Source organism: Streptomyces sp. NBC_00820, from assembly GCF_036347055.1.
In the GTDB taxonomy this organism is placed as follows: Bacteria; Actinomycetota; Actinomycetes; order Streptomycetales; family Streptomycetaceae; genus Streptomyces.
Map to the genome: position 1 here is coordinate 2,274,431 of NZ_CP108882.1, position 26,371 is coordinate 2,300,801.

General features: G+C 72.9%; 20 protein-coding genes. 9 read left to right on the forward strand and 11 right to left on the reverse strand.

Features of this window, described 5'->3' with window-relative positions; all coding sequences use genetic code 11:
• The 8 genes from ftsW to rsmH form a co-directional block, all read right to left on the reverse strand.
• Positions 1-1,362, reverse strand: coding sequence for a putative lipid II flippase FtsW (gene ftsW, locus OIB37_RS10365; protein WP_330457260.1), 1,362 nt, complete (start codon positions 1,360-1,362; stop codon positions 1-3).
• A 67-nt stretch (positions 1,363-1,429) separates the two neighbouring features.
• The gene (gene murD / locus OIB37_RS10370) at positions 1,430-2,872 is read right to left on the reverse strand and encodes a UDP-N-acetylmuramoyl-L-alanine--D-glutamate ligase (protein ID WP_330457261.1); all 1,443 of its coding nucleotides are present in this window, start codon (positions 2,870-2,872) and stop codon (positions 1,430-1,432) included.
• Positions 2,854-3,924 (reverse strand): phospho-N-acetylmuramoyl-pentapeptide-transferase, encoded by a 1,071-nt coding sequence (gene mraY, locus OIB37_RS10375; protein WP_330461813.1) that lies wholly within the window; start codon positions 3,922-3,924, stop codon positions 2,854-2,856. Before mraY ends, murD begins: the two co-directional genes overlap by 19 nt.
• Positions 3,924-5,330 (reverse strand): UDP-N-acetylmuramoyl-tripeptide--D-alanyl-D-alanine ligase, encoded by a 1,407-nt coding sequence (locus tag OIB37_RS10380; protein ID WP_330457262.1) that lies wholly within the window; start codon positions 5,328-5,330, stop codon positions 3,924-3,926. Before OIB37_RS10380 ends, mraY begins: the two co-directional genes overlap by 1 nt.
• Positions 5,331-5,334: 4 nt before the next feature.
• On the reverse strand, positions 5,335-6,990 hold the full coding sequence (locus tag OIB37_RS10385) for a UDP-N-acetylmuramoyl-L-alanyl-D-glutamate--2,6-diaminopimelate ligase (RefSeq protein ID WP_330457263.1): 1,656 nt from the start codon (positions 6,988-6,990) through the stop codon (positions 5,335-5,337).
• Positions 6,991-7,024: 34 nt separating this feature from the next.
• Entirely contained in the window at positions 7,025-8,989 is a 1,965-nt protein-coding gene (locus OIB37_RS10390) for a penicillin-binding transpeptidase domain-containing protein (protein ID WP_330457264.1), read from the reverse strand.
• A gap of 5 nt (positions 8,990-8,994) precedes the next feature.
• Positions 8,995-9,636, reverse strand: a complete 642-nt coding sequence (locus OIB37_RS10395; protein WP_330457265.1) for a septum formation initiator family protein — start codon at positions 9,634-9,636, stop codon at positions 8,995-8,997.
• A 63-nt stretch (positions 9,637-9,699) separates the two neighbouring features.
• The gene (rsmH, locus tag OIB37_RS10400; RefSeq protein ID WP_330457266.1) at positions 9,700-10,656 is read right to left on the reverse strand and encodes a 16S rRNA (cytosine(1402)-N(4))-methyltransferase RsmH; all 957 of its coding nucleotides are present in this window, start codon (positions 10,654-10,656) and stop codon (positions 9,700-9,702) included.
• Between the two features lie 438 nt (positions 10,657-11,094).
• Between rsmH and OIB37_RS10405 the strand changes: the two genes are divergently transcribed.
• The 4 genes from OIB37_RS10405 to OIB37_RS10420 all read left to right on the forward strand — a co-directional run bounded on the left by OIB37_RS10405 (position 11,095) and on the right by OIB37_RS10420 (position 16,757).
• Positions 11,095-11,643, forward strand: coding sequence for a beta-class carbonic anhydrase (locus OIB37_RS10405; RefSeq protein ID WP_330457267.1), 549 nt, complete (start codon positions 11,095-11,097; stop codon positions 11,641-11,643).
• A gap of 280 nt (positions 11,644-11,923) precedes the next feature.
• Positions 11,924-13,003 (forward strand): AAA family ATPase, encoded by a 1,080-nt coding sequence (locus tag OIB37_RS10410; RefSeq protein WP_330457268.1) that lies wholly within the window; start codon positions 11,924-11,926, stop codon positions 13,001-13,003.
• Positions 13,003-14,367, forward strand: coding sequence for a DUF58 domain-containing protein (locus OIB37_RS10415; RefSeq protein WP_330457269.1), 1,365 nt, complete (start codon positions 13,003-13,005; stop codon positions 14,365-14,367). Before OIB37_RS10410 ends, OIB37_RS10415 begins: the two co-directional genes overlap by 1 nt.
• Positions 14,364-16,757, forward strand: a complete 2,394-nt coding sequence (locus OIB37_RS10420; protein WP_330457270.1) for a transglutaminase TgpA family protein — start codon at positions 14,364-14,366, stop codon at positions 16,755-16,757. The genes OIB37_RS10415 and OIB37_RS10420 overlap by 4 nt, the downstream gene beginning before the upstream one ends.
• A gap of 345 nt (positions 16,758-17,102) precedes the next feature.
• On the opposite strand, the gene OIB37_RS10425 is transcribed toward OIB37_RS10420, so the two are convergent.
• From OIB37_RS10425 to OIB37_RS10435, 3 genes are all read right to left on the reverse strand, one after another.
• Positions 17,103-17,549 carry a DUF3040 domain-containing protein gene (locus OIB37_RS10425; protein ID WP_330457271.1) on the reverse strand — a complete coding sequence of 149 codons (447 nt, stop codon included), beginning with the start codon at positions 17,547-17,549 and terminating at the stop codon, positions 17,103-17,105.
• A gap of 278 nt (positions 17,550-17,827) precedes the next feature.
• On the reverse strand, positions 17,828-18,598 hold the full coding sequence (locus tag OIB37_RS10430; protein WP_330457272.1) for a methyltransferase: 771 nt from the start codon (positions 18,596-18,598) through the stop codon (positions 17,828-17,830).
• Between the two features lie 527 nt (positions 18,599-19,125).
• Positions 19,126-19,788 (reverse strand): SAV_6107 family HEPN domain-containing protein, encoded by a 663-nt coding sequence (locus tag OIB37_RS10435; protein WP_330457273.1) that lies wholly within the window; start codon positions 19,786-19,788, stop codon positions 19,126-19,128.
• A gap of 263 nt (positions 19,789-20,051) precedes the next feature.
• Between OIB37_RS10435 and OIB37_RS10440 the strand changes: the two genes are divergently transcribed.
• The 5 genes from OIB37_RS10440 to OIB37_RS10460 all read left to right on the forward strand — a co-directional run bounded on the left by OIB37_RS10440 (position 20,052) and on the right by OIB37_RS10460 (position 26,329).
• Entirely contained in the window at positions 20,052-20,495 is a 444-nt protein-coding gene (locus OIB37_RS10440) for a helix-turn-helix transcriptional regulator (protein WP_330457274.1), read from the forward strand.
• Between the two features lie 10 nt (positions 20,496-20,505).
• Positions 20,506-20,919, forward strand: a complete 414-nt coding sequence (locus OIB37_RS10445; RefSeq protein WP_330457275.1) for a VOC family protein — start codon at positions 20,506-20,508, stop codon at positions 20,917-20,919.
• 41 nt (positions 20,920-20,960) lie between these two features.
• Entirely contained in the window at positions 20,961-23,357 is a 2,397-nt protein-coding gene (locus tag OIB37_RS10450; protein WP_330457276.1) for an excinuclease ABC subunit UvrA, read from the forward strand.
• A 181-nt stretch (positions 23,358-23,538) separates the two neighbouring features.
• A complete protein-coding gene (locus OIB37_RS10455) occupies positions 23,539-24,273 on the forward strand; it encodes an ATP-binding cassette domain-containing protein (RefSeq protein WP_330457277.1) in 735 nt (244 codons plus the stop codon).
• Complete coding sequence (locus tag OIB37_RS10460) at positions 24,245-26,329, forward strand: YhgE/Pip domain-containing protein (protein ID WP_330457278.1); 2,085 nt, start codon at positions 24,245-24,247, stop codon at positions 26,327-26,329. The genes OIB37_RS10455 and OIB37_RS10460 overlap by 29 nt, the downstream gene beginning before the upstream one ends.
• Positions 26,330-26,371 lie beyond the last annotated feature (42 nt).

Here is a 26,371-nt window from a genome sequence, read left to right on the forward strand (position 1 = left end):
TCACCGCTCTCCGGACGTACGCGCCACCGAGGCACGCCGTCTCATCGTGTTCCATCTCCGAGACCCCCGCTCGACACCGGGGCCTCCAGTCCGCTTTCTACCAAAGCGGGGTTGCCGCATCGCAAGCGCCGCCCGCGCAGCGGGCTCGTCGCGTGCGAAGGCGATCAGCAGCCCGATGGCGAACATGGCAGGCAGCAGGGCGGACCCTCCGTAGGAGAACAGCGGGAGCGGGACGCCGGCGATCGGCAGCAGGCCGAGCACCGCACCGATGTTGATCACCGCCTGGGCGGTGATCCAGGTGGTCACGCCTCCCGCGGCGTACCTCACGAAGGGGTCCTCCGTGCGTCCGGCCACGCGGATACCCGCATAGCCTAGAGCCGCGAACAGGGCGAGCACCGACAGCGTCCCCGCCAGGCCCAGTTCCTCACCGGTGACGGCGAAGATGAAGTCGGTGTGGGCTTCGGGGAGTTGGCCCCATTTTTCCACACTCGCACCGAGCCCGGATCCGAACAGTCCGCCCGAGGCCAGCGCGTAGATTCCGTGCACGGCCTGCCAGCAGTCGGTGACGCCGGCCTTGGGCTCGGTGGCGCCGATGCAGGCGAGGCGGGCCATCCGGTTGGGGCTGGTCTTGATGAGGAGCACACCGATCGCACCGGCGACCGACAGCACCCCGACGAACAGCCGGGTCGGGGCTCCCGCCAGCCACAGCAGGCCGAACAGGATCGCGGTGAGGATGATCGCCGTACCCATGTCGCCGCCGAGCATGATCAGCCCGAGCAGCAGGAAGGCCACCGGCACGAGCGGAACCAGCATGTGCTTCCACTGGGCCAGCAGCCGCTTCTCCTGCTTGCGGGCGATCAGGTCCGCGCCCCACAGCACCAGCGCGAGCTTGCCGAACTCGCTGGGCTGGACCAGGAAGGAACCGCCGAGGGAGATCCAGTTCTGGTTGCCGTTGATCGACACGCCTATCCCGGGGACCTGCACCAGGGCCATCATGAAGACGGCTCCGGCCAGGATCGGGTAGGCCAGCGCCCGGTGCAGCTTCACCGGCATGCGGGCGGCGGCGAACATCAGCGTCCCGCCCATGAGCGCGGCCAGGAACTGCTTGCGGAAGAAGAAGGAGCCGGGCAGGGAGAGCTGCAGCGCGGTGATCTGGGAGGCCGAGTAGACCATCACCAGGCCCAGCACGGTGATCAGCAGGCTGCCGCCGAGGATCAGGTAGTAGGCGGTCAGCGGGCGGTCCCAGGCCTTGTGCGCACGCGTGTGGAGCCGTCGCAGGGGATTGTCCCGCGCCTGCCGGGCTACGGCGGGACGGCGGGACGCCCGCTGCACGGGTGGCCCGCCGGTACGGCTACCGGCCATGAACGCCTCCAGTGAACGTCGACCGTCCCACGCGTCCCTCCCAAGATCCGCCCGGCGGGCGGCCGGGTCAGGCGCCGAGTTCGCGGACCGCCGCCGCGAACGCGTCACCGCGCTGGTTGTAGTTGGTGAACATGTCCATGGAAGCGCAGGCCGGGGCCAGCAGCACCGTGTCGCCGGACCGGGCCAGCCGCTTCGCCTCCGTCACCGCCTGGAGCATCGCCCCAGTGTCGGTCCGGTCGAGGTCGACGACGGGTACTTCCGGGGCGTGTCGCGCGAGGGCCTCGCGGATCAGCTCGCGGTCGGCGCCCATCAGGACGGCGGCGCGCAGCCGCTTCGCGGACTTGGCGACCAGCTCGTCGAAGACGGCGCCCTTCGCCAGACCGCCCGCAATCCATACGATCGACTCATATGCCGCCAACGAGGCTTCCGCGGCGTGGGTGTTGGTCGCCTTGGAGTCGTCCACGTACGCCACGCCGTCGAGGTCGGCGACGTGCTCGATGCGGTGGGGGTCGGGCCGGAAGGCCCGCAGGCCGTCGCGTACGGCAGTGGCGGGCACCCCGAAGGAGCGCGCGAGGGCCGCCGCGGCAAGGGCGTTGGCGATGTTGTGCGGCACCGGCGGGTTGACGTCACAGACCTCGGCCAGCTCCTGCGCGTTCTTGTGCCGCATCTCCACGAAGGCCCGGTCGATCAGGAGACCTTCCACCACGCCGAGTTGTGAGGGACCGGGGGTGCCGAGGGTGAACCCGACGGCCCGGCAGCCCTCCTCGACGTCGGCCTCGCGCACCAGGTCCTCGGTGAGGCTGTCGGCCACGTTGTAGACGCAGGCGACCTTGTTGCCCTCGTAGATGCGGCCCTTGTCGGCCGCGTAGGCCTCCATGGAGCCGTGCCAGTCGAGGTGGTCGGGCGCGAGGTTGAGCACGGCGCCGGAGTAGGCGCGCAGCGAGGGGGCCCAGTGCAGCTGGTAGCTGGACAGTTCGACGGCGAGCACGTCGTAGCGCTCCTCGCCGAGGACCGCGTCCAGCAGGGAGACGCCGATGTTGCCGACCGCGGCCGTGCGCAGGCCCGCCGCCTTCAGGATGGAGGCGAGCATCCGCACGGTCGTGGTCTTGCCGTTGGTGCCCGTGACGGCCAGCCAGGGGGCCGCGTCGGGCCCCCTGAGGCGCCAGGCCAGCTCGACGTCGCCCCAGATGGGCACGCCCGCCTTCCCGGCCGCCAGGAACAGCGGCTTGTCGGGCTTCCAGCCGGGCGCGGTGACGATCAGCTCGGTGCCCTCGGGCAGGGTGTCGCCGTCGCCGAGGCGCACGGTGACACCGAGCGCCTGAAGCTCCGCGGCCTGCTCCCGCGCACGGGCGTCGTCGCCGTCGTTGACGACCGTGACGACCGCCCCGCGCTCGTGCAGCGCTCTCGCCGCCGGGACGCCGGAGACGCCGAGCCCGGCGACGGTGACGTGCTTGCCGTGGAACTCCGAAGACCCTGAAGGCACCGAGGAGGTCACTTGTCCGCTGCCCATCCCGCGTAGAAGAGGCCCAGTCCGACGATCACGCAGATGCCCTGGATGATCCAGAAACGGACCACCACGAGAACCTCGGACCAGCCCTTGAGTTCGAAGTGATGCTGGAGTGGTGCCATCCGGAAGACGCGCTTGCCGGTGAGCCGGAAGGAGCCGACCTGGATGACGACCGACATGGTGATGAGGACGAACAGACCGCCCATGATGGCCACCAGCAGCTCCGTGCGGGAGAGGATGGCCAGGCCGGTGAGGACACCGCCGAGGGCGAGCGAACCGGTGTCTCCCATGAAGATCTTCGCCGGCGAGGTGTTCCACCACAGGAAGCCCAGGCAGGAGCCCATCAGGGCGGAGGCGATCACGGCGAGGTCGAGCGGGTCGCGCACCTCGTAACAGGCGGCCGGGTTGGTCAGCGTCATCGCGTTGGCGCAGGACTCCTGGAACTGCCAGACGCCGATGAACGTGTAGGCGCCGAAGACGAGGACGGAGGCGCCGGTGGCGAGGCCGTCCAGACCGTCGGTCAGGTTCACGCCGTTCGACATCGCCAGGATCATGAAGAGCGCCCAGACGACGAAGAGCACCGGGCCGATCGACCAGCCGAAGTCCGTGATGAACGACAGCTTGGTGGAGGCCGGGGTGTTGCCCCGGTTGTCGGCGAACATCAGCGACAGCACCGCGAAGGCGATGCCGACGGTGAGCTGGCCGGCCATCTTCGCCTTGGCCCGCAGACCCAGCGAACGCCGCTTGACGATCTTGATGTAGTCGTCCAGGAAGCCGACCAGGCCCATGCCGAACATCAGCCCCAGGACCAGCAGTCCGGAGTAGGTGGGCGGGTAGCCGGTGATGAGCTTGCTCAGGAAGTACGCGGCGATCGTCGCCAGGATGAAGGCGATACCGCCCATCGTGGGCGTACCGCGCTTGCTGGCGTGCTCGCGCGGGCCGTCGTCACGGATGTACTGGCCGTAGCCCTTGCGGGCCAGGAGCTTGATCAGCAGCGGAGTGCCGACCAGGGTCAGGAAGAGGCCAATGACTCCTGAGAACAGGATCTGCTTCATCATCGGGCTGCGACCTCACCCTCGGTGCCGTTCTCGATCAGCGCCTGAGCCACGCTTTCGAGCCCGATCGACCGGGACGCCTTCACGAGTACGACGTCTCCCGGGCGCAACTCGCTGCGCAACAGGTCGACCGCCGCCTGTGCGTCGGACACGTGCACCGACTCCTCACCCCACGAACCCTCGTTATATGCGCCCAGTTGCAGCCAGGAGGCCTCAATCCCCCCGACCGCGACGAGCTTGCTGACGTTGAGCCGGACGGCGAGCCGTCCGACGGCGTCGTGCTCGGCGAGCGCCTCGTCCCCCAGCTCGGCCATCTTGCCGAGCACGGCCCACGTACGCCGCCCGTTGCCCATGGCCGCGAGTGCCCTGAGGGCGGCCCGCATGGACTCGGGGTTGGCGTTGTAGGCGTCGTTGACGATGGTCACGCCGTCCGGGCGCTCGGTGACCTCCATGCGCCAGCGGGAGAGGGAGCCCGCCTCGGAGAGCGCGGTGGCGATCTCGTCCACGGGCATGCCCAGCTCATGGGCGACGGCGGCCGCGGCGAGCGCGTTCGACACGTGGTGCTCACCGTACAGGCGCATGGTCACATCGCTTGCACCGGAGGGTGTGTGAAGCCTGAAGGAAGGCTGTCCGCTGTCCGTGAGTCGCACGTTCTCGGCACGTACGTCCGCTTCGGCCGACTCTCCGAAAAGGACCACCTTCGCCTTGGTACGGGTGGCCATGGCGCGGACCAGCGGGTCGTCGGCGTTGAGGATCGCGGCACCGTCCTCGGGCAGGGACTCGACGAGCTCACCCTTGGCCTGGGCGATCTGCTCGCGGCCGCCGAACTCGCCGATGTGGGCGCTGCCGACGTTGAGGACCAGGCCGACCTTCGGCGGGGTGAGGCCGGTGAGGTAGCGGATGTGCCCGATGCCGCGGGCGCCCATCTCCAGCACGAGGAACTTCGTCTCCTCGGTGGCGGACAGGGCGGTCAGCGGCAGCCCGATCTCGTTGTTGAGCGAGCCGGGCGTGAACACGGTCGGCGCGTGCCGCTGGAGCACCTGGGCGATGAGGTCCTTGGTGCTGGTCTTGCCGGCCGAGCCGGTCAGCGCGACGAGGGTCGCGCCGAGCCGCTGGACGACATGGCGGGCGAGGGCGCCGAGCGCGGTCTGCACGTCGTCGACGACGATCGCGGGCACGCCGACGGGGCGCGACGCCAGTACGGCGACCGCGCCCGCGTCCGTGACGGCCCGCGCGAAGTCGTGGCCGTCCACGCGCTCACCGGTGAACGCGGCGAATAGGCTGCCGGGCACCACCTCACGTGAGTCCCGGACGACGGGTCCCGTGACCTGCGCGGACGGATCCGGTATGTCGTGTGTCTGCCCGCCGACGACTGCTGCGATCTCGGCGAGGGAGAGGGCGATCACAAGTTCATCCCTGGGTCTTCTGGATAGCTTCGCAAAGCACCTGGCGGTCGTCGAAGGGACGGACCACGCCGGCGATGTCCTGGCCCTGCTCGTGGCCCTTGCCCGCGACCAGCACGGTGTCGCCGGGAGCGGCCCGGCCCACGACGGCGGCGATGGCGGCGGCCCGGTCCTCGAAGAGGAGCACCTCGCCACGCTCGTGCGCGGGCACGGAGGCCGCGCCCTGGAGCATGGTCGCGAGGATCGCGAGGGGGTCCTCGGAGCGGGGGTTGTCGGAGGTGAGTACGGCCGTGTCGGCGAGCCGGGCTGCGGCGGCGCCCATCGGGGCGCGCTTGGTCTGGTCGCGGTCGCCGCCGCAGCCCAGGACGATGTGCAGGCGCCCCTTGGTCACCTTGCGCAGCGCCTTGAGCACCGACTCGACCGCGTCGGTCTTGTGGGCGTAGTCGACGACCGCGAGGTAGGGCTGCCCGGCGTCCACGCGCTCCAGGCGGCCGGGGACGCCCGGGACGGCGGCGATGCCGTCGGCGGCGGTCTGCGGGTCGAGGCCGGCCGCGGCGAGGGCGACCAGGGCGGCGAGGGTGTTCGCCACGTTGAAGGGGCCCGCCAGCGGCGACCTGGCGTGCACGCGCTCGCCGCTCGGGCCGACGGCGGTGAACGTCGAGTCCATGGGCCCGATCTGGACGTCCTCGGCGCGCCAGTCGGCGTCGGGGTGGCCCTCGGCGGAGAAGGTGACGACGGGTACGGTCGCCTCCTTCGCGAGCCGGCGGCCGTACTCGTCGTCGACGTTGACGACGCCGAGCCTGCTGCGCCGCGGGGTGAACAGCTGCGCCTTGGCCCGGAAGTAGTCCTCCATGTCGGAGTGAAACTCCATGTGTTCCGGGCTGAGGTTGTTGAACACGGCGATGTCGAAGACGCAGCCGTCGACCCGGCCGAGGACCAGCGCGTGGCTGGAGACCTCCATGGCGACCGCCTCGACTCCGCGCTCGCGCATGACGGCGAACAGGGCCTGCAGGTCGGTGGCTTCGGGGGTGGTGCGCTCGGACTTGATGCGCTCCTCGCCGACGCGCATCTCGACGGTGCCGATGAGGCCGGTCTCGCGGGTGGTCCGCAGTCCGCCCTCGACCAGGTACGCGGTGGTGGTCTTGCCGGAGGTGCCGGTGATGCCGATCTGGAGCAGGTCCCTGCCGGGACGGCCGTAGATCGTGGCCGCCAGTTCGCCCATCAGCGCGCGCGGGTCGCCGACGACGAGGACCGGCAGTCCGGTCGCGGCGGCGCGTTCGGCGCCCGTCGGGTCGGTGAGCACGGCGACCGCGCCGAGGCCGGCGGCCTGGGTGACGAAGTCGGCGCCGTGCATGCGGGCGCCCGGGAGGGCGGCGTACAGGTCGCCGGGGCGGACGGCGCGCGAGTCGTGGGTGATCCCCGTGACCTCGGCGGAGCCGGCCGGAGCGGTGGCACCCAGCTGATCGGCCAGCTCCGCGAGGGGTGTGGCGGAGACCTGAACCGGTCGCGGCGGTCCCGGATATGTCACGGAAGCGCCCTTCTGGGTGGTTTGGGACTGATCAGCGTGTGGCACGGCCGTGAGCGTACCGGGCGTACCCGCTCCGGGGCGAAGCGAGGGGCTCGGGGTGCCCTGATTCCCGGGGTCCGGGGTGATCGTTGTCACGAGTTCGTTCCTGGGTCTCTCAGGGGGGCGCTGATCAGGGCTTGTAGGCGACGGGGAGGTTCGCGGCCTTCGCCCCGGTCGGCGGGATCTGGAGGGTCTTGAGCGCGAACTCCATCACCTGCTTGTAGATCGGGCCGCAGATCTGGCCGCCGTAGTAGCTGCCGCTGGTGGCGTTCTGGATGGCGCAGTAGACGGTGACGCGGGGCTTGTCCGCGGGCGCGAATCCGGCGAACGAGGAGGTGTAGCCGTGGTAGCGGCCGGTGGCCGGATCCACTCGGTTGGCGGTGCCGGTCTTGCCCGCGACCCGGTAACCGGGGATGCGGGCCTTGATGCCGGTGCCCTGTTCGTCGTCCACGACGGACTCCAGCATCTGGGCCAGGGTCCTGGCGGTCTTCTCGCTGACCACGCGGGTGGCCCCGGGCCGCGGCGCGGGGGTGAAGCGGCCGTCGGCGCCCTTGGTGCCACGCACCAGGGACGGTGCGACGCGGACGCCGCCGTTGGCGATCGTCGAGTAGACGGACGCGGCCTGCATGGCGTTGATGGAGAAGCCCTGGCCGAAAGGGATCGTGTACTGCTGCGAGGTGGACCACTTTCCCGGAGCGGCGAGGATGCCCGGCGTCTCCCCGGGGAAGCGGAGCCCGGTGTAGCCGCCGATGCCGAACTTGCGCAGGTACGAGTGGAGGACCTTGTTGGCTTCGGGCTGGCTCTTGCCGAGCTGGCCGGTGGCGAGGATGGTGCCGATGTTGCTGGACTTGGCGAGCACCCCGTTGAGGGTGAGGTGCCAGGTGCCGTGGTCGACGTCGTCCTGGAAGAGCCGGTCGCCGCGGTGCAGCCGGTTGGGTACGACGACGTGGGTGAGCGGGGTGGCCGCGTTCTCCTCCAGCACGGCCGCCATCGACATCACCTTGGCGGTGGAGCCGGGCTCGTAGGCGTCCTGCAGGGCCGCGTTGCCCATGGCGTCGGCACGGGCCTTGGTCAGGTCGTTGGGGTCGAAGCCGGGCGAGTTGGCCATGGCCAGGATCTGGCCGGTGCGGGTGTCCTGGACGACGACGTAGCCGCGGTCCGCCTTGGACTTCTTCACCTGCTCGGAGATGGCGCTCTGGGCGGCCCACTGGATGTCGCGGTCGATGGTCAGTTCGACGTCCGAACCGGGCACGGCGGGCGTCTCGGTGGAGCCCACGGTGGGCACCTCGCGGCCGCCGGACTGGGCGTAGCGGATCTTGCCGTCCTTGCCGGACAGCTGCTTGTCCAGCTCCTGCTCGATGCCGCCGCCGCCCTGGCCCTCGGCGTTGACCCAGCCCAGCAGTCCGGCGGCCAGGTCGCCGCCGGGGTAGACGCGCTGGCTGCTGGGGTCGGCGAAGACCCCGGCGAGCACGTTGGCCGATCCGGGGTCGGTGTCGGCCTTCTTGGCGAGCGCGGCCTTGAGGTCCTTGATCTGCTTCCAGACCTGGGGGGTCTGCCGGGAGGCGAGCTTGGCGTAGCGCGAGGCCTTGTTCGCCGGCCTGAGCTTGGCGACGAGCTCGGCCTGGTCCTGGCCCAGGATCGGCGCGAGCAGCGCGGCGGCCTGCTCCGGCCCGTCGCCGATCTTCAGCTGCCCGGGGGCGAACATCATGGGGTCGGCCGTGATGTCGTACGCGTCCTCGCTGACGGCGAGGGCGACGCCGGCGCGGTCGGTGATCCCGCCGCGCTCGGCGGTCAGGGTGTGGACGACGTAGCGGTTCTGCTCGGCCTTCGCCGCGTAGGTGCTCGCGTCGACGGCCTGGACCTGGAGCAGTCGTACGACGAAGGCGAGCATGACGAGGGTGAGTGCGAGGCCGACCAGGCGCAGCCGGGGCCGGGGGCTGCCCAGCCGGAGGGCGCCCTGGGCCGGAGGCCGGGGCCCGGCCGGGCGGCGGGCGGGGCGGGCGCCCGGCCCGGGCTGCCGGCGCACGGCACCCCGCGGCCGGGGGGGCTGGGCGGGCCCGGGCACGCGGCGGCGCGGCGCTTGCCTGTCGGACACTTCCGTCACCTGCCGGGGATCGTCGGGGTGGAGGCGGGCTGGGGGGTGGCGCGCGGCGCCGCCGGGGCCAGGGCCGGGGCGGTGCGCGGCGCGAACGGCGTCGAGGGGGCGGCGGACCGCTGGGCCCGCGGGACGCCCGAAGCCGGGACGGCGGGCCTGGCGGGGGCGGTCGTGGGAGCGGCCACGGGAGCCGTGGCCGGGATCCTGGTGGAGGCCGCGGAGGCCGTGGCGGGGCCGGGGGTCAGCGCCTCGGGGGCGACGGGGCCGGTGAGGGCGGCGGTCTCGGGGGCGGCGCTGGGGACGCCCTTGACGGTGCCGCCGGGGCCGAGGAAGGCGGGGTCGCCGCCGGGGACCATGCCGAGTTCGCGGGCCCGGCGCTGGAGGGCGTCGGGGGACGAGTAGGCGTCGATGTCCCGCTGGAGGGCCTGTTCCTCGTCGGTGAGGCTCTTCGTCCGCTTCTGCAGGTCGTCCAGCCTGAACGAGCCTTCGCTGAGCGCGGAGTTGAGCACCAGCAGGCCGATGAGGCCGCCGCCGAGGAGCAGGACGACGAGCAGCACGAACGGGGTGCGGGCCGCCCGGGCGCGGCCGGCCGGCAGGAGCCGGGCGAGCCGGGCCGCCCTCCCCTTCGGTCCGGGTTTACTGCTCACTGGCCCTCCGGCGGGTCTCACGGGCCCCGCGGAGGGTGGGCGTGCCCAGCCGGCCCCAGTCGCTCACTCGGCGTCCTCCCTGATCCGCTCGGCACCGCGCAGCCTGGCGGGGGCGGCCCGGCGGTTCTCGGCGATCTCCTCCTCGGTGGGAAGTTCGGCACCGCGCGTGAGCAGCTTGAGCCGGGGCTGGTACCGCTCGGGCACGACGGGCAGTCCGGGCGGCGCGGTGTTGGCGGCGCCGGCCGCGAACACCTGCTTCACCAGCCGGTCCTCCAGCGAGTGGTACGACAGCACGGCGACGCGGCCGCCGACGGAGACGGCCTTCACCGCCGCCGGGATGGCCCGCTCCAGGACGGACAGCTCGCCGTTGACCTCGATGCGCAGCGCCTGGAAGGTGCGCTTGGCCGGGTTGCCGCCGGTGCGCTTGGCGGCCTGCGGCAGGGAGTCCCGGATCAGCTCGACGAGGCGGGCGCTGTTGCTGAACGGCTCCTTCTCGCGCTCGCGGACGATGGCGGAGACGATCCGCTTGGCCTGCTTCTCCTCGCCGTACGCGCGCAGGATCCGCACCAGTTCGCCGGCCGGGTAGGTGTTGAGGACCTCCGCGGCGCTGACGCCGGTCGTCTGGTCCATGCGCATGTCCAGCGGGGCGTCCTGGGCGTAGGCGAAGCCGCGGTCGGCCTCGTCCAGCTGCATGGAGGACACGCCGAGGTCGAACAGGACGCCCTGCACGCGCGGGATGCCGAGCCGGTCCAGTACGTCGGGCAGCTCGTCGTAGACGGCGTGCACGAGGGTGGCGCGCTCGCCGAAGGGGGCGAGCCGCTCGCCGGAGAGCCGCAGGGCCTCCTTGTCCCGGTCGAGGCCGATCAGCCGGGCCTCGGGGAAGCGGGTCAGCAGGGCCTCGCTGTGACCGCCGAGGCCGAGGGTGCAGTCGACGACCACGGCTCCCGGCTCGGCGAGGGCAGGGGCCAACATGTCCAGGCACCGCTGGAGCATCACCGGGACGTGTCGACTCTGGCTCAAGGGGGCCTCTCAGTTCCGGCGGGCCGTACGTACCGCCGGGTCCCCGCCCTCCCCGGCTGACGCCGGGGGTGCCCCCGGTGAAGGGGAGGCCTGCCGGCGCCGGAAGCGTCAGCCGACCGGGAGCGGGAGGAGGCCGAGCCGTACGTACGCGCCGCGCACGCGGGGAGACACGGGGCGGGTGCCCGGATCTCCATGGGTTTCACCAGCAGGGAAGCCGGGCCTCCCGCTTCGCGTCACTTTAGTCCACCCTGTCTCGCGGTCAATCAACCGGCCTGCGCGTCGCGTACCGCATCCCGACGGGAGCCGCAATTCGACGCGGTTCACCCGTCCGGCTCAGGTTTGCCCTCCGTATGGGTTAGCTCACAACAAGCCACAATGACGTTCTTTGTCCCCTCTCACAGCGGGCCCGGACCGGAGGTGACCAGTAACGTCATGAGTATGTCGACTTCCGCAGCAGTTCCCACTGGGTCCGAAGGCGCCATAACGGGCAGCCACAGCGTGACGAACCGCCTTGTCGAGGCCAACGAGCAGTACGCCGCCGCGTTCTCCGACCCCGGCATGGACGCCCGCCCCGTTCTGCGGGTGGCCGTCGTGGCCTGTATGGACGCCCGGCTGGACCTGCACGCCGCGCTCGGTCTCGAGCTCGGCGACTGCCACACCATCCGCAACGCGGGCGGCGTCGTCACCGACGACGTGATCCGCTCCCTGACCATCAGCCAGCGGGCGCTCGGCACCCGCTGCGTGGTGCTGATCCACCACACCGGGTGCGGCATGGAGTCCATCACCGAGGACTTCCGGCACGACCTGGAGATGGAGGTCGGCCAGCGCCCGTCGTGGGCGGTGGAGTCCTTCCGCGACGTGGACCAGGACGTGCGGCAGTCCATGCAGCGCGTGCGCACCTCGCCGTTCCTGCTGCACACCGACGACGTGCGCGGTTTCGTCTTCGACGTGCGCACCGGCCTGCTGCGCGAGGTCGACCCGGCCTGAGCGCGGAGCCGGCGAACCCCGGCCCCGGCCGGCACGCCCCCGAGGGGAACTCCGCTCCCCGGCCTCCGACACGGCGCCGAAAAGGCCGCAAGACCGACATCGCGCGGGCAGTTGTCCACAGGCGAGTGACACGAATCGGTAACGGCGGCAAGAATGCGGGGTGTGGCGTCGCGCGGGAACCTTCCGGTCCCGCGCGATGTCCGTGCTTTTGGTTTTCGGGGTGGGCCGGTTTCGCATCGCAGAGCGTCGGCCCGAGCGACAGCGGGCCGAGGAGTGCCGGGTGACGATCTACGACGATCAGGCGAGCCATGGGGGTCCCCCCACCCGGGCGGAACCGGGGGCGGCGGGGGCGGACCTGACCGCCACGGTGGAGCGTGTCCGCGGCTCGGTGGAGAGCGTGATCGAGGGCAAGCCCGAGGTCGTACGGCTGGCGCTGACCGTGCTGCTCGCCGAGGGGCACCTGCTGATCGAGGACGTCCCCGGCGTGGGCAAGACGATGCTCGCCAAGGCGCTGGCCCGGTCGATCGACTGCTCGGTGCGGCGCATCCAGTTCACGCCCGACCTGCTGCCCTCGGACATCACCGGGGTGTCCATCTGGGACCAGCAGCGGCGGGACTTCGAGTTCAAGCCGGGCGCGGTCTTCGCGCAGATCGTGATCGGCGACGAGATCAACCGCGCCTCGCCCAAGACCCAGTCGGCGCTGCTGGAGTCCATGGAGGAGCGGCAGGTCACCATCGACGGGCAGACCTACGAACTGCCCAGCCCGTTCATGGTGGTGGCCACGCAGAACCCGGTCGAGATGGAGGGCACCTACCCGCTGCCCGAGGCCCAGCGCGACCGCTTCATGGCCCGCGTCTCCGTCGGCTATCCGAGCGTCGAGGCCGAGCTGCAGATGCTGGACATCCACGGCGGGGCCTCCCCGCTGGACGACCTCCAGCCGGTGGCGCACGCGCACGAGATCGTGAAGCTGGTCGAGGCGGTGCGCGCGGTGCACGTCTCCGAGGCGGTCCGCCGGTACGCGGTGGAGCTGGTCGCGGCCACCCGCAACCACCCCGACCTGAGACTGGGCGCCTCGCCGCGCGCGACGCTGCACCTGCTGCGCGCGTCGAAGGCGTCCGCCGCCCTGAGCGGCCGGGACTACGCGCTGCCCGACGACGTCCAGGCGCTCGCCGTCGCCGTCCTCGCCCACCGGCTGCTGCCCACCGCCCAGGCCCAGCTGAACCGCCGTACGGCCGAACAGGTCGTGCTGGAGATCCTCCAGCGCACTCCGGTGCCCGCGGCCCCGCAGCCGCGCGGCGGCTTCGGCGGCACCGTCCGGGGTGTCCCGGCGTATCCGCAGCAGCCCCCGCGGAGCCTTTGATGACCGCCGGGGGGACGGGCGGGCCGGACGCCGACCGGGGGGAGGCGGGCGGCGTCCGTACCGCCCTGGCGGGGCTCACCACCCGCGGACGCTCCTTCCTCGCCGCCGGGGTCGCCGCCGCGGTCTGCGCCTACGTGCTGGGCCAGAGCGACCTGCTGCGGGTCGGCCTGCTGCTCGCCGTGCTGCCCCTGATCTGCGCGGCCGTGCTCTACCGCACCCGCTACCGGGTGGCCGCGCACCGCCGGCTCTCCCCCGCGCGCGTGCCCGCCGCCACCGAGGCCCGGGTGCAACTGCGGATGGAGAACGTCTCCCGGATGCCCACGGGCCTGCTGATGCTCCAGGACCGGGTGCCCTACGTCCTCGGGCCCCGGCCCCGTTTCGTACTGGACCGGGTCGAGCCGGGCGGCCGCCGCGAGGTGTCCTACCGGGTCCGCTCCGACCTGCGCGGCCGCTATCCGCTCGGCCCCCTCCAGCTGCGGCTGAGCGACCCGTTCGGGATGTGCGAGCTGACCCGGTCCTTCGCCGCGTACGACACCCTGACGGTCGTCCCGCGCGTGGAGCCGCTGGCACCGGTCCGCTTCGGCGGCGAGGCCACGGGGTACGGCGACGGACGGCAGCGCGCGCTCGCCCTGTCCGGCGAGGACGACGTGATCCCGCGCGGGTACCGCTACGGCGACGACCTGCGCCGGGTCCACTGGCGGTCCACTGCGCGCTACGGCGAGCTGATGGTGCGCCGCGAGGAGCAGCCGCGCCGCTCCCGCTGCACGGTCCTGCTGGACACCCGGGGCATCGCCTACCGGGGCGCGGGCCCCGACTCGGCCTTCGAGTGGGCCGTCTCGGGCACCGCCTCGGTCCTGGTGCACATGCTCGAACGCGGCTTCTCGGTACGCCTGCTGACGGACAGTGGCAGCGCGGTGCCCGGCGAGGGCTCCGACGGCTACGCGGGCGCCGGCCAGGACACGGCGGACGCGGCCGGGCTGATGATGGACACCCTCGCGGTGATCGACCACTCGGACGGTGCGGGTCTGTCCCGCGCGTACGACGTGCTGCGCGGCGGGAACGAGGGGCTGCTGGTCGCCTTCCTGGGCGATCTCGACGAGGAACAGGCGGCGCTGGCGGCCAGGATGTGCCGGCGCGGCGGCGCCGCGGTCGCCTTCGTGCTGGACCCGGACACCTGGGTGCGGCAGGCGGCCGACGTGCCGGGCCCGGAGGGCGACCGGCACGCCGAGCGGCTGCGCATGCTGCGTGAGGCCGGCTGGACGGCGCTGAGTGTGCCGCCCGGGGTCTCGCTGGAGGAACTGTGGCGGCGGGCGGACCGTGAGCGTCCGGACCTGGCCACGACGAACGGGGAGGCACGGAGATGAGCGGGCGGGCACGACTGGCGCTGTGCGCCGCCGCGGCCACGCTGATGGCCTCCTGCGCCCTGCTGCCCCTGGTCGTCCAGCCCATGTGGCTGATCGAGGCGGCCCTGCTGGTGGCCGTCCAGACCGGTGTGGGCGCTGCGGCCCGGCGGGTGCCGCTGGCGCGGCCGCTGACCGTGGCCGCCCAGGTCCTGGTCACGCTGACGCTGCTGACCCTGGTCTTCGTCCGGGAGCACGCGCTCGTCGGGCTGATCCCGGGCCCGGACGCCGTGGAGCACTTCGCCGCCCTGCTCCGGCAGGGCTCGCAGGACGTCAGCCGGTACGCGACACCGGCGCCGGTCACCGACGGCATCAAGCTGATGCTGATCGGCGGTGTCCTGGTCATCCACCTGCTGGTGGACACCCTCGCGGTGACCTTCCGCGCCGCTGCCCCGGCCGGGCTGCCGCTGCTGGCGCTGTACTCGGTGGCCGCCGGACTGTCCGCAGGCTCGGCCGACTGGCTGTGGTTCCTGGTGGCGGCGGCCGGCTATCTGATGCTGCTGCTCGCGGAAGGCCGGGACCGGCTGGCGCAGTGGGGCCGGGTCTTCGGGGGCGCGCCCCGCACCCCGGGCGCCCCGGAGGGCGGCGCCCTCGCCCCGGTGCGCACCGGGCGCCGGATCGGCGCGGTGGCCCTCGGGGTCGCCCTGGTGGTGCCGCTGGCCCTGCCCGCGATGCAGGGGGGACTGCTGGGGGCCGCGGGGACGGGCGTCGGCGCGGGCGACGGCACGGGCGGCACGATCTCCGCGGTCAACCCGCTGGTCTCCCTGCGCGACAACCTGAACGTGAACAGCGACCGGCAGGTGCTGTCCCTGAAGACCAGCGCGAACGACCTGTCGGACATGTACGTGCGGATCGTCTCCCTGGACGACTTCGACGGCACCACCTGGAAGCCGTCCCAGCGGCACATCGTGAACGTGCCGGAGGTCTTCCCGACACCGGCCGGCCTGAGCGCGGACGTCAAGCGCACCACGATCACGACCACCATCACCGCCGCCGACTGGTACGCGCAGGACTGGCTGCCGATGCCGTACCCGCCGAGCGGTGTGCGGATCGGCGGGCGCTGGCGGTACGAGCCCGTCGGCATGACGCTGGTGGGCGACCACGGCCAGAACACACGCGGTGCGGCCTACCTGGTGACCAGCCTGGACGTGCGGCCGACCGCGAAGCAGCTGGCAGCGGCACCCGCGCCGCCGGCCACCCTGGAGCGCGACTACACCAAGGTGCCGGGCGGGCTGCCGAAGGTGGTGTCCCGGACCGCCAGGGAGGTCACCTCCGGTGCGGCGAACCACTACGAGGAGGCGGTGCGGCTCCAGGACTGGTTCGCGGTGAACGGCGGTTTCCAGTACGACACGCGGGTCCAGATCGGCCACGGCCCGAACGCCATCGCCAACTTCCTGCGCGACAGGCAGGGCTTCTGCGTCCACTTCTCCTTCGCGATGGCCGTGATGGCCCGCACGCTGGGCATCCCGGCCCGGGTGGCGGTGGGCTTCGCGCCCGGCACCCCGCAGGCGGACGGCTCGGTCTCGGTGAGCCTGCGGGACGCGCACGCCTGGCCCGAGCTGTACTTCCAGGGCGTGGGCTGGACCCGCTTCGAACCGACCCCGACCCGGGGCAGCGTGCCGTCGTACACCCAGTCCGAGAAGCCGGGCAGCGCCCAGCCGGACCCGGCGCTGCCGTCCCACGGTTCGACAGCGGCGCCCTCCGCCTCGGCCTCGGCCAGCGCCGGCTGCACGGATCGCACGCACCGGCCCGACGAGTGCGCCGGCCCGTCCGCCGCGGTCGTGGCGCCGAGCGGTGGCGGCGGTCCGGACGGCGGGCTGTGGGCCGCGCTGATCGCGCTGGGCGCGCTGGCCGTCCTCGTGGTGCCGCTGTCGCCGATGCTGTGGCGGGCCAGGGCACGTTCCCGGCGGCTGGGCGGACACGCCCGGACCGGGGAGGGCGCGGCGGCCCACACGCTGGCGGCCTGGCAGGAGCTGACCGACAGCGCCTGGGACATCGGGATCGTGCCGGACGAGTCGCGGACCCCGCGCGGGGCGGCGGACCGGATCGTGCGGCTCGGGCGGCTCGGCCCGGAGGCCGGGGCGGCGGTGCACCGGGTGGCGGACGCGCTGGAACAGGTGCTGTACGCGCCCCGGCCGCGTCCGGCGGCGGGGCTGGCCGAGGACGTGCGCCGGGCGATCGCCGGTCTGCACGGCGAGGTGAACCGGCGGACCCGCCTGCGGGCGCTGTTCGCGCCGCGCTCGGCGGTACGCGCGCTGTGGGCCGTCTCGGCCCGCTGGGCAGCACTCAGAGCCCGAGCCGCGGCGGCACTACCGACACCGCGCCGCCCCGGACCGTCGCAACAGCGGGGCTGAGCGGTCCCGGCAGGGCGCGTCTGCCCTGCCGGGACCCCGTCGGCCTCACCGGGGCTCGTCCGCCCCAGGAGGAATCCTTGCGTCCCGCCGGGGCTCCGCCCGCTGCGGCTCCGGCCGACCCGCCGGGGCACGTCCGACCCGGCAGGGCACGTCCGTACCAGCGGGACTTCTGCGTCCCGGGGGGGACTCCCCGCGTCCCGCCGGGGCTCCGCCCACCGCGGCTCCGGCCGGCCCGGCGGGGCACGTCCGGGCCGGGAGGCCGGACACGCGTGAGGGGTGACCACCGGCCGGTGGTCACCCCTCACGGATGTATGTCTGCTGTCGTCCGCGCCCGGCGCGGACGGGTCAGTGGCCCTGTTCGTCGCGGCGGCGCTGCCAGCGCTGCTCGATCCGGTCCATCATGGAGCGCTTCTGCCGCGGGTGGCGGACCTGGCGGCGCGCGGAGCCGGTGTTACCGGTGTGGCCCACGCGGCCTCCTCGCCCCCCGCGGCCCGCGGGGCCCGCGGGGTGTTCACCGGGCTTGGGCGTCTTGCGCCAGCCGGTTACGGCGAGAACGGCACAGCCGAGCATGACGAGGAAGCCGACCACGCTGACCCAGATCTGCTGCGCGACCATCCCGGCCATGAGGAGCGCGATACCCACGAGGAAGCCCGCGAGCGCCTGGTAGACCCGCCGCCGGGTGTACGTCCGCAGCCCGTTTCCCTCAAGCGCTGACGCGAACTTGGGATCTTCGGCGTACAGCGCTCGCTCCATCTGCTCGAGCATGCGCTGCTCGTGCTCCGAGAGCGGCACGGAGTCCTCCTCATCGTGCGGTCGCCGGGGCGACCCGGGGGGTCCCTTCAGGATAGGCAGGGAATCGCCCCCGTGAAACCCGCCCCTCTACGCCAATTGGCCAACCGGAGCCCGCCATGCGCGGGCTCGGCTCGCTGAGGCTTCCATTCCCCGACGGCCGACCCGTCATGCCGGACGGTGTACCTCGATCATACGGCGCAAACCCCTCGATCGGGGGGCTTGTGGCGTACTCCATCTGCCGTCGAGCCCCTGATCAGCGGCTCGTCGCGGGGAGACGCTCAGGCTTCCGCGGCCCCTCGTGTCACGCCGAGCACGTGGATCTGGGTGGCGACGGAGTGGAACGCGGGCAGTTCGGCCGCGGCGGCCTCCAGCCTGAGCAGGGCGTCGAGGGCACCGGGCTCGGTGTCGACCAGGACGCCGGGCACGAGGTCGGCGAAGACCCGCACGCCGTGCACGGCGCCGGCCGTCAGGCCCGCGCCCTCGACCAGCGCGGTGAGCTGCTCGGCGGTGAAGCGGTGCGGGACCGGGTCACCGGCGCCCCAACGGCCGTCGGGGTCGCCGAGGGCCTGCCTGGCCTCCGTGAAGTGACCCGCGAGGGCCCGGGCGAACACGGCACCGCCGAGTCCGGCGGCGAGCAGGCTGAGCACGCCGTCGGGGCGCAGCGCGGCGACCACGTTGCGGACGCCCTCGGCGGGGTCGTCGACGTACTCCAGGACCCCGTGGCACAGCACGGCGTCGTAGCCGCCGCGCTCGACCACGTCGAACAGGCCGTGGGCGTCGCCCTGGACGCCCGTGACCCGGTCGGCGACGCCGGCCTCGGCGGCGCGGCGCTCCAGGGCGAACAGGGCGTTGGGGCTGGGGTCGACGACGGTGACGTTGTGGCCCAGGCGGGCGACGGGGACGGCGAAGTTGCCGCTGCCGCCCCCGGTGTCGAGCACGTCCAGCGCGTCCCGTCCCGTGGCCTTGACCCGGCGGTCGAGGGCGTCCTGAAGGACCTCCCAGACCACGGCGGTACGGAGAGAGGCGCGGGGGCGCATCGGGTCCGGCACGGCAGTTGACTCCTCGGCGCGGCACCGCCTGTTGCCCGGCGGCGCGATCGGGATGCCTCCCCGGTCCCCTCGCACGAGGCCGGGAGGTCTCAGGCGCCTCCACCCTATTGCCTGCACCACCGCCCCCGGCCACCGAGGCGGGGCGCGTCTCGCAGGTCGGACGGGTCGCCGGGGGGCCGGGAGGGCGAGGTCGCACCGCGCCGGGCGGGGTCACACGGCACCGGTCCGCCCACCCGGCGCGGGAGGTCCGCGGGACGCCCGCGCGGCATCGCACAGCGCCGGGCAACGCCCGGGAGCCACCGGACGGAATCGCGTGGCACCGGGCAAGGCCGCACCGCATCGGATGGTTCCGCGCCGCGCCAGGCGAAGTCGCCCCACGCCAGGCGAAGTCTGCGGGACGCCACGCGGAATCGCACAGCGCCGGACAGGGCACCCCACGCCGGACAGAGCCGCTCCGCACCGGACGGGATCGCGCCACGCTGGGCCGAGCCGCTCCCCGCCGGGCCGGGTCACATGGTGCCGGGCGCTCAGCCGACATCCGGCAGAGTGCGGCGGGATCCGGGGGCGCCCCGCTCCCCCGTGTCGCCCGCACCACCCACACCGTCGGCGCCACCCGCACCACCCCCGCCACCGCTCACGTCATCGCCGCCGGCTTCAGCACCGGCACCGGCACCGGCGGTGTTCCGGCGGGGTTGGGGCAGGGCGGGACGGCGGACCAGCAGGCGTTCGACGAGGTGGAGGAACATCGCCACGTCACGTATCAGGTCGTCGGCGTCGCGTCGGCCGGCCGCGCCCTGTATGCCCGCCTCGGCGCGGGCCCGGCGGGCGGCGCCGGAGGCGAACAGGGCGCTCCACTCGGTCAGTTCGGGGGCGATCTCGGGAAGCACCTCCCAGGCGCTGCGGATGCGGGCCCGGCGGCGCGGGGAGGTCTCGGGCCGGCCGCGTGCGGCGAGCACGGCGGCGGCGGTGCGCAGGGCGGCGAGGTGGGCCGTGGCGTAGCGCTCGTTGGGGGTTTCCAGGACGGCGGCCTCGTCGAGTCCGGCGCGGGCCTGGGCGAGCAGGTCGAGGACGGCGGGCGAGGCCGTGGCCCGGCGGAGCACGGGGTGCACGTCGCCCGCCGGGCCGGTCGGTGAGGGGGCAGGGCCGGTGGCGCGGCGCCGCTGGGAGGCGGCTGCGGACGGGTTGGCCATGACGAACCTCCTGTCGTCTGGGTCACGGCAGGCCCCGACACGGGGTGCCGTATGCGCCCATCGTGGGGTATGGCACTGACAATCCGTTCTGACCTGCTGTTTCCGTGCCCGCACCCCCTCCCCGGGATCCAGTCGCCCGGCGGCCACCGGCAGCCACCCCGGCCGTCAGCCGTCCACCGCCCGTCCCCGCGGGCTCCCACGGGCTCCCACGGGAGCCCGCGATGCCCGGCCGCTTGTCAGTGCGGTGTGGCAGGCTCTTCCGGGTGACCAGCCAACCCGTCGAAGCACAGCGGCTGCGCGACCTCGCGCGGCTGCGCCGCGTCCGCGACCGGATCGACCGGGAGTACGCGCGGCCACTGGACGTCGAGGCGCTCGCCCGTGGTGTGCACATGTCGGCCGGGCACCTCAGCCGCGAGTTCCGGCGCGCCTACGGCGAATCGCCCTACGGCTACCTGATGACGCGGCGGATCGAGCGCGCGATGGCGCTGCTGCGCCGGGGCGACCTCAGCGTCACCGAGGTCTGTTTCGCGGTCGGCTGCCAGTCGCTGGGCACGTTCAGCACGCGCTTCACCGAGCTGGTCGGCATCCCGCCCAGCGCCTACCGGCGGGAGGCGGCGAGGGCCACGGCGGGGATGCCGTCGTGCGTGGCGAAGCAGGTCACGAGACCGGTCAGGAATCGAGAAGCGCGGCCGTCGGGCCGCCGTTAGCGTGGCCGCCATGAACCTCGAGATTCACGGAACCTTCCTGCCGCACGACGACCCGGAGGCCTCCCTGGCCTTCTACCGCGACCTCCTCGGTTTCGAGGTCCGCAACGACGTGGGGTACGGCGGCATGCGCTGGATCACGGTCGGCCCGGCCGGCCGGGCGGGGACGTCCATCGTGCTGCACCCCCCGGCCGCGGACCCCGGTGTCACCGAGGAGGAGCGCCGCACGATCACCGAGATGATGGCCAAGGGGACGTACGCCATCATCACGCTGGCCACCGACGACCTCGACGGCACCTTCGACCGGCTCCAGGCCGGCGGCGCCGAGGTCGTCCAGGAACCGACCGAGCAGCCGTACGGAATCCGCGACTGCGCCTTCCGCGACCCCGCGGGCAACCTGATCCGCATCAACGAGACGCGCCACTGAGCACAAGCAGCTCCGCAGAGACCCGGACAGATGGAGAGACGATGACCACGGCCACGGGGCCGGACCCGCAGTCGCCCGCGTCGCACGCCGCCGACAGCCACGATCTGATCCGCGTGCACGGCGCGCGCGTGAACAACCTCAAGGACGTCAGCGTCGAGATCCCGAAGCGTCGCCTGACGGTGTTCACCGGCATCTCCGGCTCGGGCAAGAGCTCGCTGGTGTTCGGCACGATCGCGGCGGAGTCGCAGCGGCTGATCAACGAGACGTACAGCGCGTTCGTGCAGGGCTTCATGCCCTCGCTCACCCGGCCCGAGGTCGACGTGCTCGACGGGCTGACGACCGCGATCATCGTCGACCAGCAGCGGATGGGCGCCGACCCCCGCTCCACGGTGGGCACCGCCACCGACGCCAACGCGATGCTGCGCATCCTCTTCAGCCGCCTGGCGACGCCGCACATCGGTCCGCCCGGCGCGTACGCCTTCAACGTCCCCTCGGTCACGGCGAGCGGCGCGATCACCGTGGAGCGCGGCGCCAAGAAGGCGGTCAAGGCGACCTACACGCGCACCGGCGGCATGTGCACGCGCTGCGAGGGCCGGGGCTCGGTCACCGACATCGACCTGTCCCAGCTGTACGACGACAGCAAGTCGCTCAACGAGGGCGCGCTGACGATCCCCGGTTACAGCGTGGACGGCTGGTACGGCCGTATCTTCTCCGGCTGCGGCTTCTTCGACCCGGACAAGCCGGTCAGCGAGTTCACCGAGCGGGAGCTGGCCGATCTCCTGCACAAGGAACCGACCAAGATCAAGGTCGAGGGCATCAACCTGACGTACGAGGGTCTGATCCCGAAGATCCAGAAGTCGATGCTGTCGAAGGACGTCGACGCGCTGCAGCCGCACGTGCGCGCCTTCGTGGAGCGGGCGGTCACCTTCACCACCTGCCCGGAGTGCGAGGGAACGCGGCTGAGCGAGGCGGCCCGGACCTCACGGATCGACGGGATCAGCATCGCCGACGCGTGCGCGATGCAGATCAGCGACCTGGCCGACTGGGTCCGCGGCCTGGACGAGCCCTCAGTGGCCCCGCTGCTGACGGCGCTTCGGGAGACGCTCGACTCGTTCTCGGAGATCGGCCTGGGCTATCTCTCGCTGGACCGGCCGGCGGGCACGCTCTCGGGCGGCGAGGCGCAGCGCGTGAAGATGATCCGCCACCTCGGCTCCTCGCTCACGGACGTCACGTACGTCTTCGACGAGCCCACGACCGGCCTGCACCCGCATGACATCCAGCGGATGAACGGCCTGCTGCTGCGGCTGCGGGACAAGGGCAACACGGTGCTCGTCGTGGAGCACAAGCCGGAGGTCATCGCGATCGCCGACCATGTCGTCGACCTCGGCCCCGGCGCCGGCACGGCGGGCGGCACCGTCTGCTTCGAGGGCACCGTCGAGGGGCTGCGGGCCGGCGACACGGTCACCGGGCGCCATCTCGACGACCGGGCCAAGGTCAAGGAGGCGGTGCGCGAGCCCACCGGCGCGCTGGAGATCCGGGGCGCCACGACGCACAACCTGCGCGGCGTCGACGTCGACGTCCCGCTCGGGGTGCTGACCGTCGTCACCGGTGTCGCGGGTTCCGGGAAGAGTTCGCTGGTGCACGGGTCGATCCCGGCCGGCGCGGGCGTGGTGTCCGTGGACCAGGGCGCGATCCGCGGCTCGCGGCGGAGCAACCCGGCGACGTACACGGGCCTGCTGGAACCGATCCGCAAGGCCTTCGCGAAGGCCAACGGCGTCAAGCCCGCGCTGTTCAGCGCCAACTCCGAGGGCGCCTGCCCGACCTGCAACGGTGCCGGGGTCGTCTTCACCGACCTGGCGATGATGGCGGGTGTCGCCTCCACCTGCGAGGAGTGCGAGGGGAAGCGGTTCCAGGCCTCGGTGCTGGAGTACCGCCTCGGGGGCCGGGACATCAGCGAGGTGCTGGCGATGCCGGTGTCCGAGGCCGAGGAGTTCTTCGGCAGCGGCGAGGCGCGCATCCCGGCCGCTCACCGGATCCTGCGGCGGCTCGCCGACGTCGGGCTCGGCTACCTCGGCCTCGGCCAGCCGCTCACCACGCTGTCCGGCGGTGAGCGGCAGCGCCTGAAGCTGGCCACGCACATGGACGACAAGGGCGGGAGCCCGGCCGTCCTCGTACTCGACGAGCCGACCGCCGGCCTCCACCTCGCCGACGTCGAGCAGTTGCTCGGTCTGCTCGACCGGCTCGTGGACTCGGGCAAGTCGGTCGTCGTCGTGGAGCACCACCAGGCGGTCATGGCCCACGCCGACTGGATCATCGACCTCGGCCCGGGCGCCGGCCACGACGGCGGCCGCGTCGTCTTCGAGGGCACCCCCGCCGAGCTGGTCGCCGACCGTTCCACCCGCACGGGCGAGCATCTGGCGGAGTACGTGGGCGGCTGAGCGTTCTCCGGAGGCCGGCCGGCCTCTCATGGGCTCCACCAGGCGTGGGTCCCGCGTCACGCGTGCGTCGTGTGACACGGGACCCACGCCTGCTTCTTTTTCCCCGATCTCCTTTTCCCCGATCATCGCTTCGGGCATACTTTTGTACTGACCAGTCAGTTCAAAAGGTGGGGGAAAGCCTGTGCACGGCGTGGACGTCGTGGCCGAGGGGCTTGGGCTCAAGGGGCCACAGGGGTGGGCGTTTCGAGGGGTGACGGTCCGGGCGGAGCCCGGCTCGCTGATCGCGGTGGAGGGGGCGTCCGGCGAGGGGCGTACGTGCCTGCTGCTCGCGCTCACGGGGCGGATGAAGCCCACCGCGGGGACGGCCGCCGTCGGCGGGCTCGCGCTGCCGCGCCGGATGGCGGCCGTGCGCCGGATCAGCGCGGTGGCCAACGTGGCCGGTGTCACCGATCTGGAGCCGGCCCTGACGGTCGGGGAGCATCTGCGCGAACGGGCCCTGCTGCAACGCCGGTTCGGCGACTCGCTGCGCGAGGCGCTGCAGCCCCGCCCGGACCGTACGCACGAGGCGCGGCTGCGCGCGGACGCGGCCCTGGCCGCCGCCGGGCTGGACCCGGAGTCGCTGCCCAAGGGCTCCCGTACGGCCGTCCGTGACCTGGAACGGCTGGAGGCGCTGCGGCTGTCCGTGGCTCTGGCCCTGGTCGCCCGGCCCCGGCTGCTCGCGGTGGACGACGTCGAACTGAAGCTCTCGGAGGCCGAGCGCGCCGAGGTGTGGAAGCTCCTGCGGTCGCTCACGCGCGTGGGGACGACGGTCGTGGCCGTGTGCCGTACCGCCCCCGCGGACTGTGTCGCCGTACCCACTCGCCCCGACGACCGGAAGGAGCAGGCCGATGCGCTCGCCCCGGCTGGCCGCGCTTGAGCTGAGGCGGTTCACGCGGGGCAGGCTGCCGCGCGCCGCCCTGGTCGCGCTGCTCCTGCTGCCCCTGCTCTACGGCGCCCTGTACCTGTGGTCCTTCTGGGACCCCTACGGCCGGCTGGACCGCATCCCGGTCGCCCTGGTGAACGACGACAAGGGGGCCACCGTCGACGGCAGGAGGATCGAGGCGGGCGACGGCATCACGGCCGGGCTGCGCGCGAGCCGCACCTTCGCGTGGCACGAGGTGAGCGACGCCGAGGCCCGCCGTGGCGTCGAGGACGGCACCTACTACCTGTCCCTGACGATGCCGGCCGACCTCAGCGAGCGCATCGCCTCCGGTGCGGGCGGCTCGCCGGAGACGGGCGCGCTCCAGGTGCGCACGAACGACGCGAACAACTACATCGTCGGCCAGATCTCCCGGACGGTCTTCGCCGAGGTCCGCTCGGCCGCGTCCACCAAGGCCTCGCGGGCCTTCCTGGACCGGATCTTCGTCTCCTTCTCCACCCTCCACGACCGGACGCTGACGGCCGCCGGGGGCGCCGACCGGCTGCGAAAGGGCATCGGGAAGGCGGAGAAGGGCTCCAAGGACCTCGCCGACGGCCTGAAGGACGCCAAGAGCGGCAGCGGGAAGCTCTCCACGGGGCTGAAGAGGCTCACCAAGGGCGCCGACGGTCTGGAGGACGGCTCCCGGCAGGTCGCGGCGGGCACGCAGACCCTCGCGGACAAGGTCAACGGCGTCTACGGCAAGGCCGGACCCTTCCTGAAGGAGCATCAGAAGACCATCGGGGACACGGCCCGTCTGGTCGCCGACTCGGCCGGGACGGTCCAGGACAACCTCGACGTCCTGGTGAAGCTCGCACCGGGCGCCGCCGAAGCGGCCCACACCTCCTCCGCCGTCCTGACCGAGGCCTACCAGGCACGCTGCGCGGCCCCACCGGTCCCCGACCCGGCCTGCCCGGACCTGAAGAGGGCCACGCGGGCGGCCGCCGACGTGGCCGGCGTCGGCGACGACCTGAACGCTCTGATCGCCGACCAGGGCGGCGATCTGACGACCATGCGGAACAACCTCGGCACGCTCCGGAAGCAGGCCCGCGCCCTCGCCGAGCGCGCACCGCACCTCTCCTCGGACGCCGCCGACGCCGTCAGGCGGATCAACGCACTCAACGACGGCGCGGCCCGGGTCGCGGCCGGCGCGAAGCGGCTGCACACCGGACTCGGCACCGCACGCACCGGCGCGGCCACGCTGCACAAGGGCATCGGCACCGCCGAGTCCGGCGCCAGGACGCTCAGCGGCGGCCTGTACAAGCTGGCCGACGGCTCCGAGAAGCTCGCCGGCGGCCTGCACGCCGGCGCACGGCGCATCCCCGACTACGACGAGCGGGACCGCGACCGCCACACCGGCGTGATGGCCGACCCGGTCCGGCTGTCCGCCCAGGACCTGCACAAGGCGCCGAACTACGGCACAGGGTTCGCCCCCTACTTCATCCCGCTGTCCCTGTGGGTGGGCGCGATGGTCGCCTACATGCTGATCCCGCCGCTCAACCGGCGGGCCCTGGCGGCCGGTGCGTCCGCCTGGCGGATCGCGCTCGCCGGCTGGCTTCCGGTGGCCGCGCTGGGCGTGCTGCAGACCGCCGCCCTGATGTCGGTCCTGCACTGGGGCCTCGGCCTGCGAACGGCCCGGGCGGCGGGCACGGTCGGCTTCCTGTTCCTGGTCACGGCGTGCTTCGCGGCGCTCGTGCAGTGGCTGAACGCCCGCTTCGGCGCGGCGGGCCGCATCCTCGTGCTGGCGCTGCTGATGCTCCAGCTGACCTCGGCGGGCGGCACGTACCCGGTACAGACCAGCCCGCGCTTCTTCAACGTGCTCCACCCGCTGCTGCCGATGAGCTACGTCGTGGCGGCCCTGCGCCGGCTGATCACCGGCGGCGGACTCGGACCGGTGTGGCAGGCCTGCGCGGTGCTCGCCGCGTTCACCGCGGGCGCCCTCGCGCTGACCGCGCTGGCCGCCCGGCGCCGCCAGGTGTGGACGCTCTCCCGGCTGCACCCCGAGCTGAGCCTGTGATCCCCAAGCAGACCCCGCACGCGCGCGTACCTGTGAGAATCG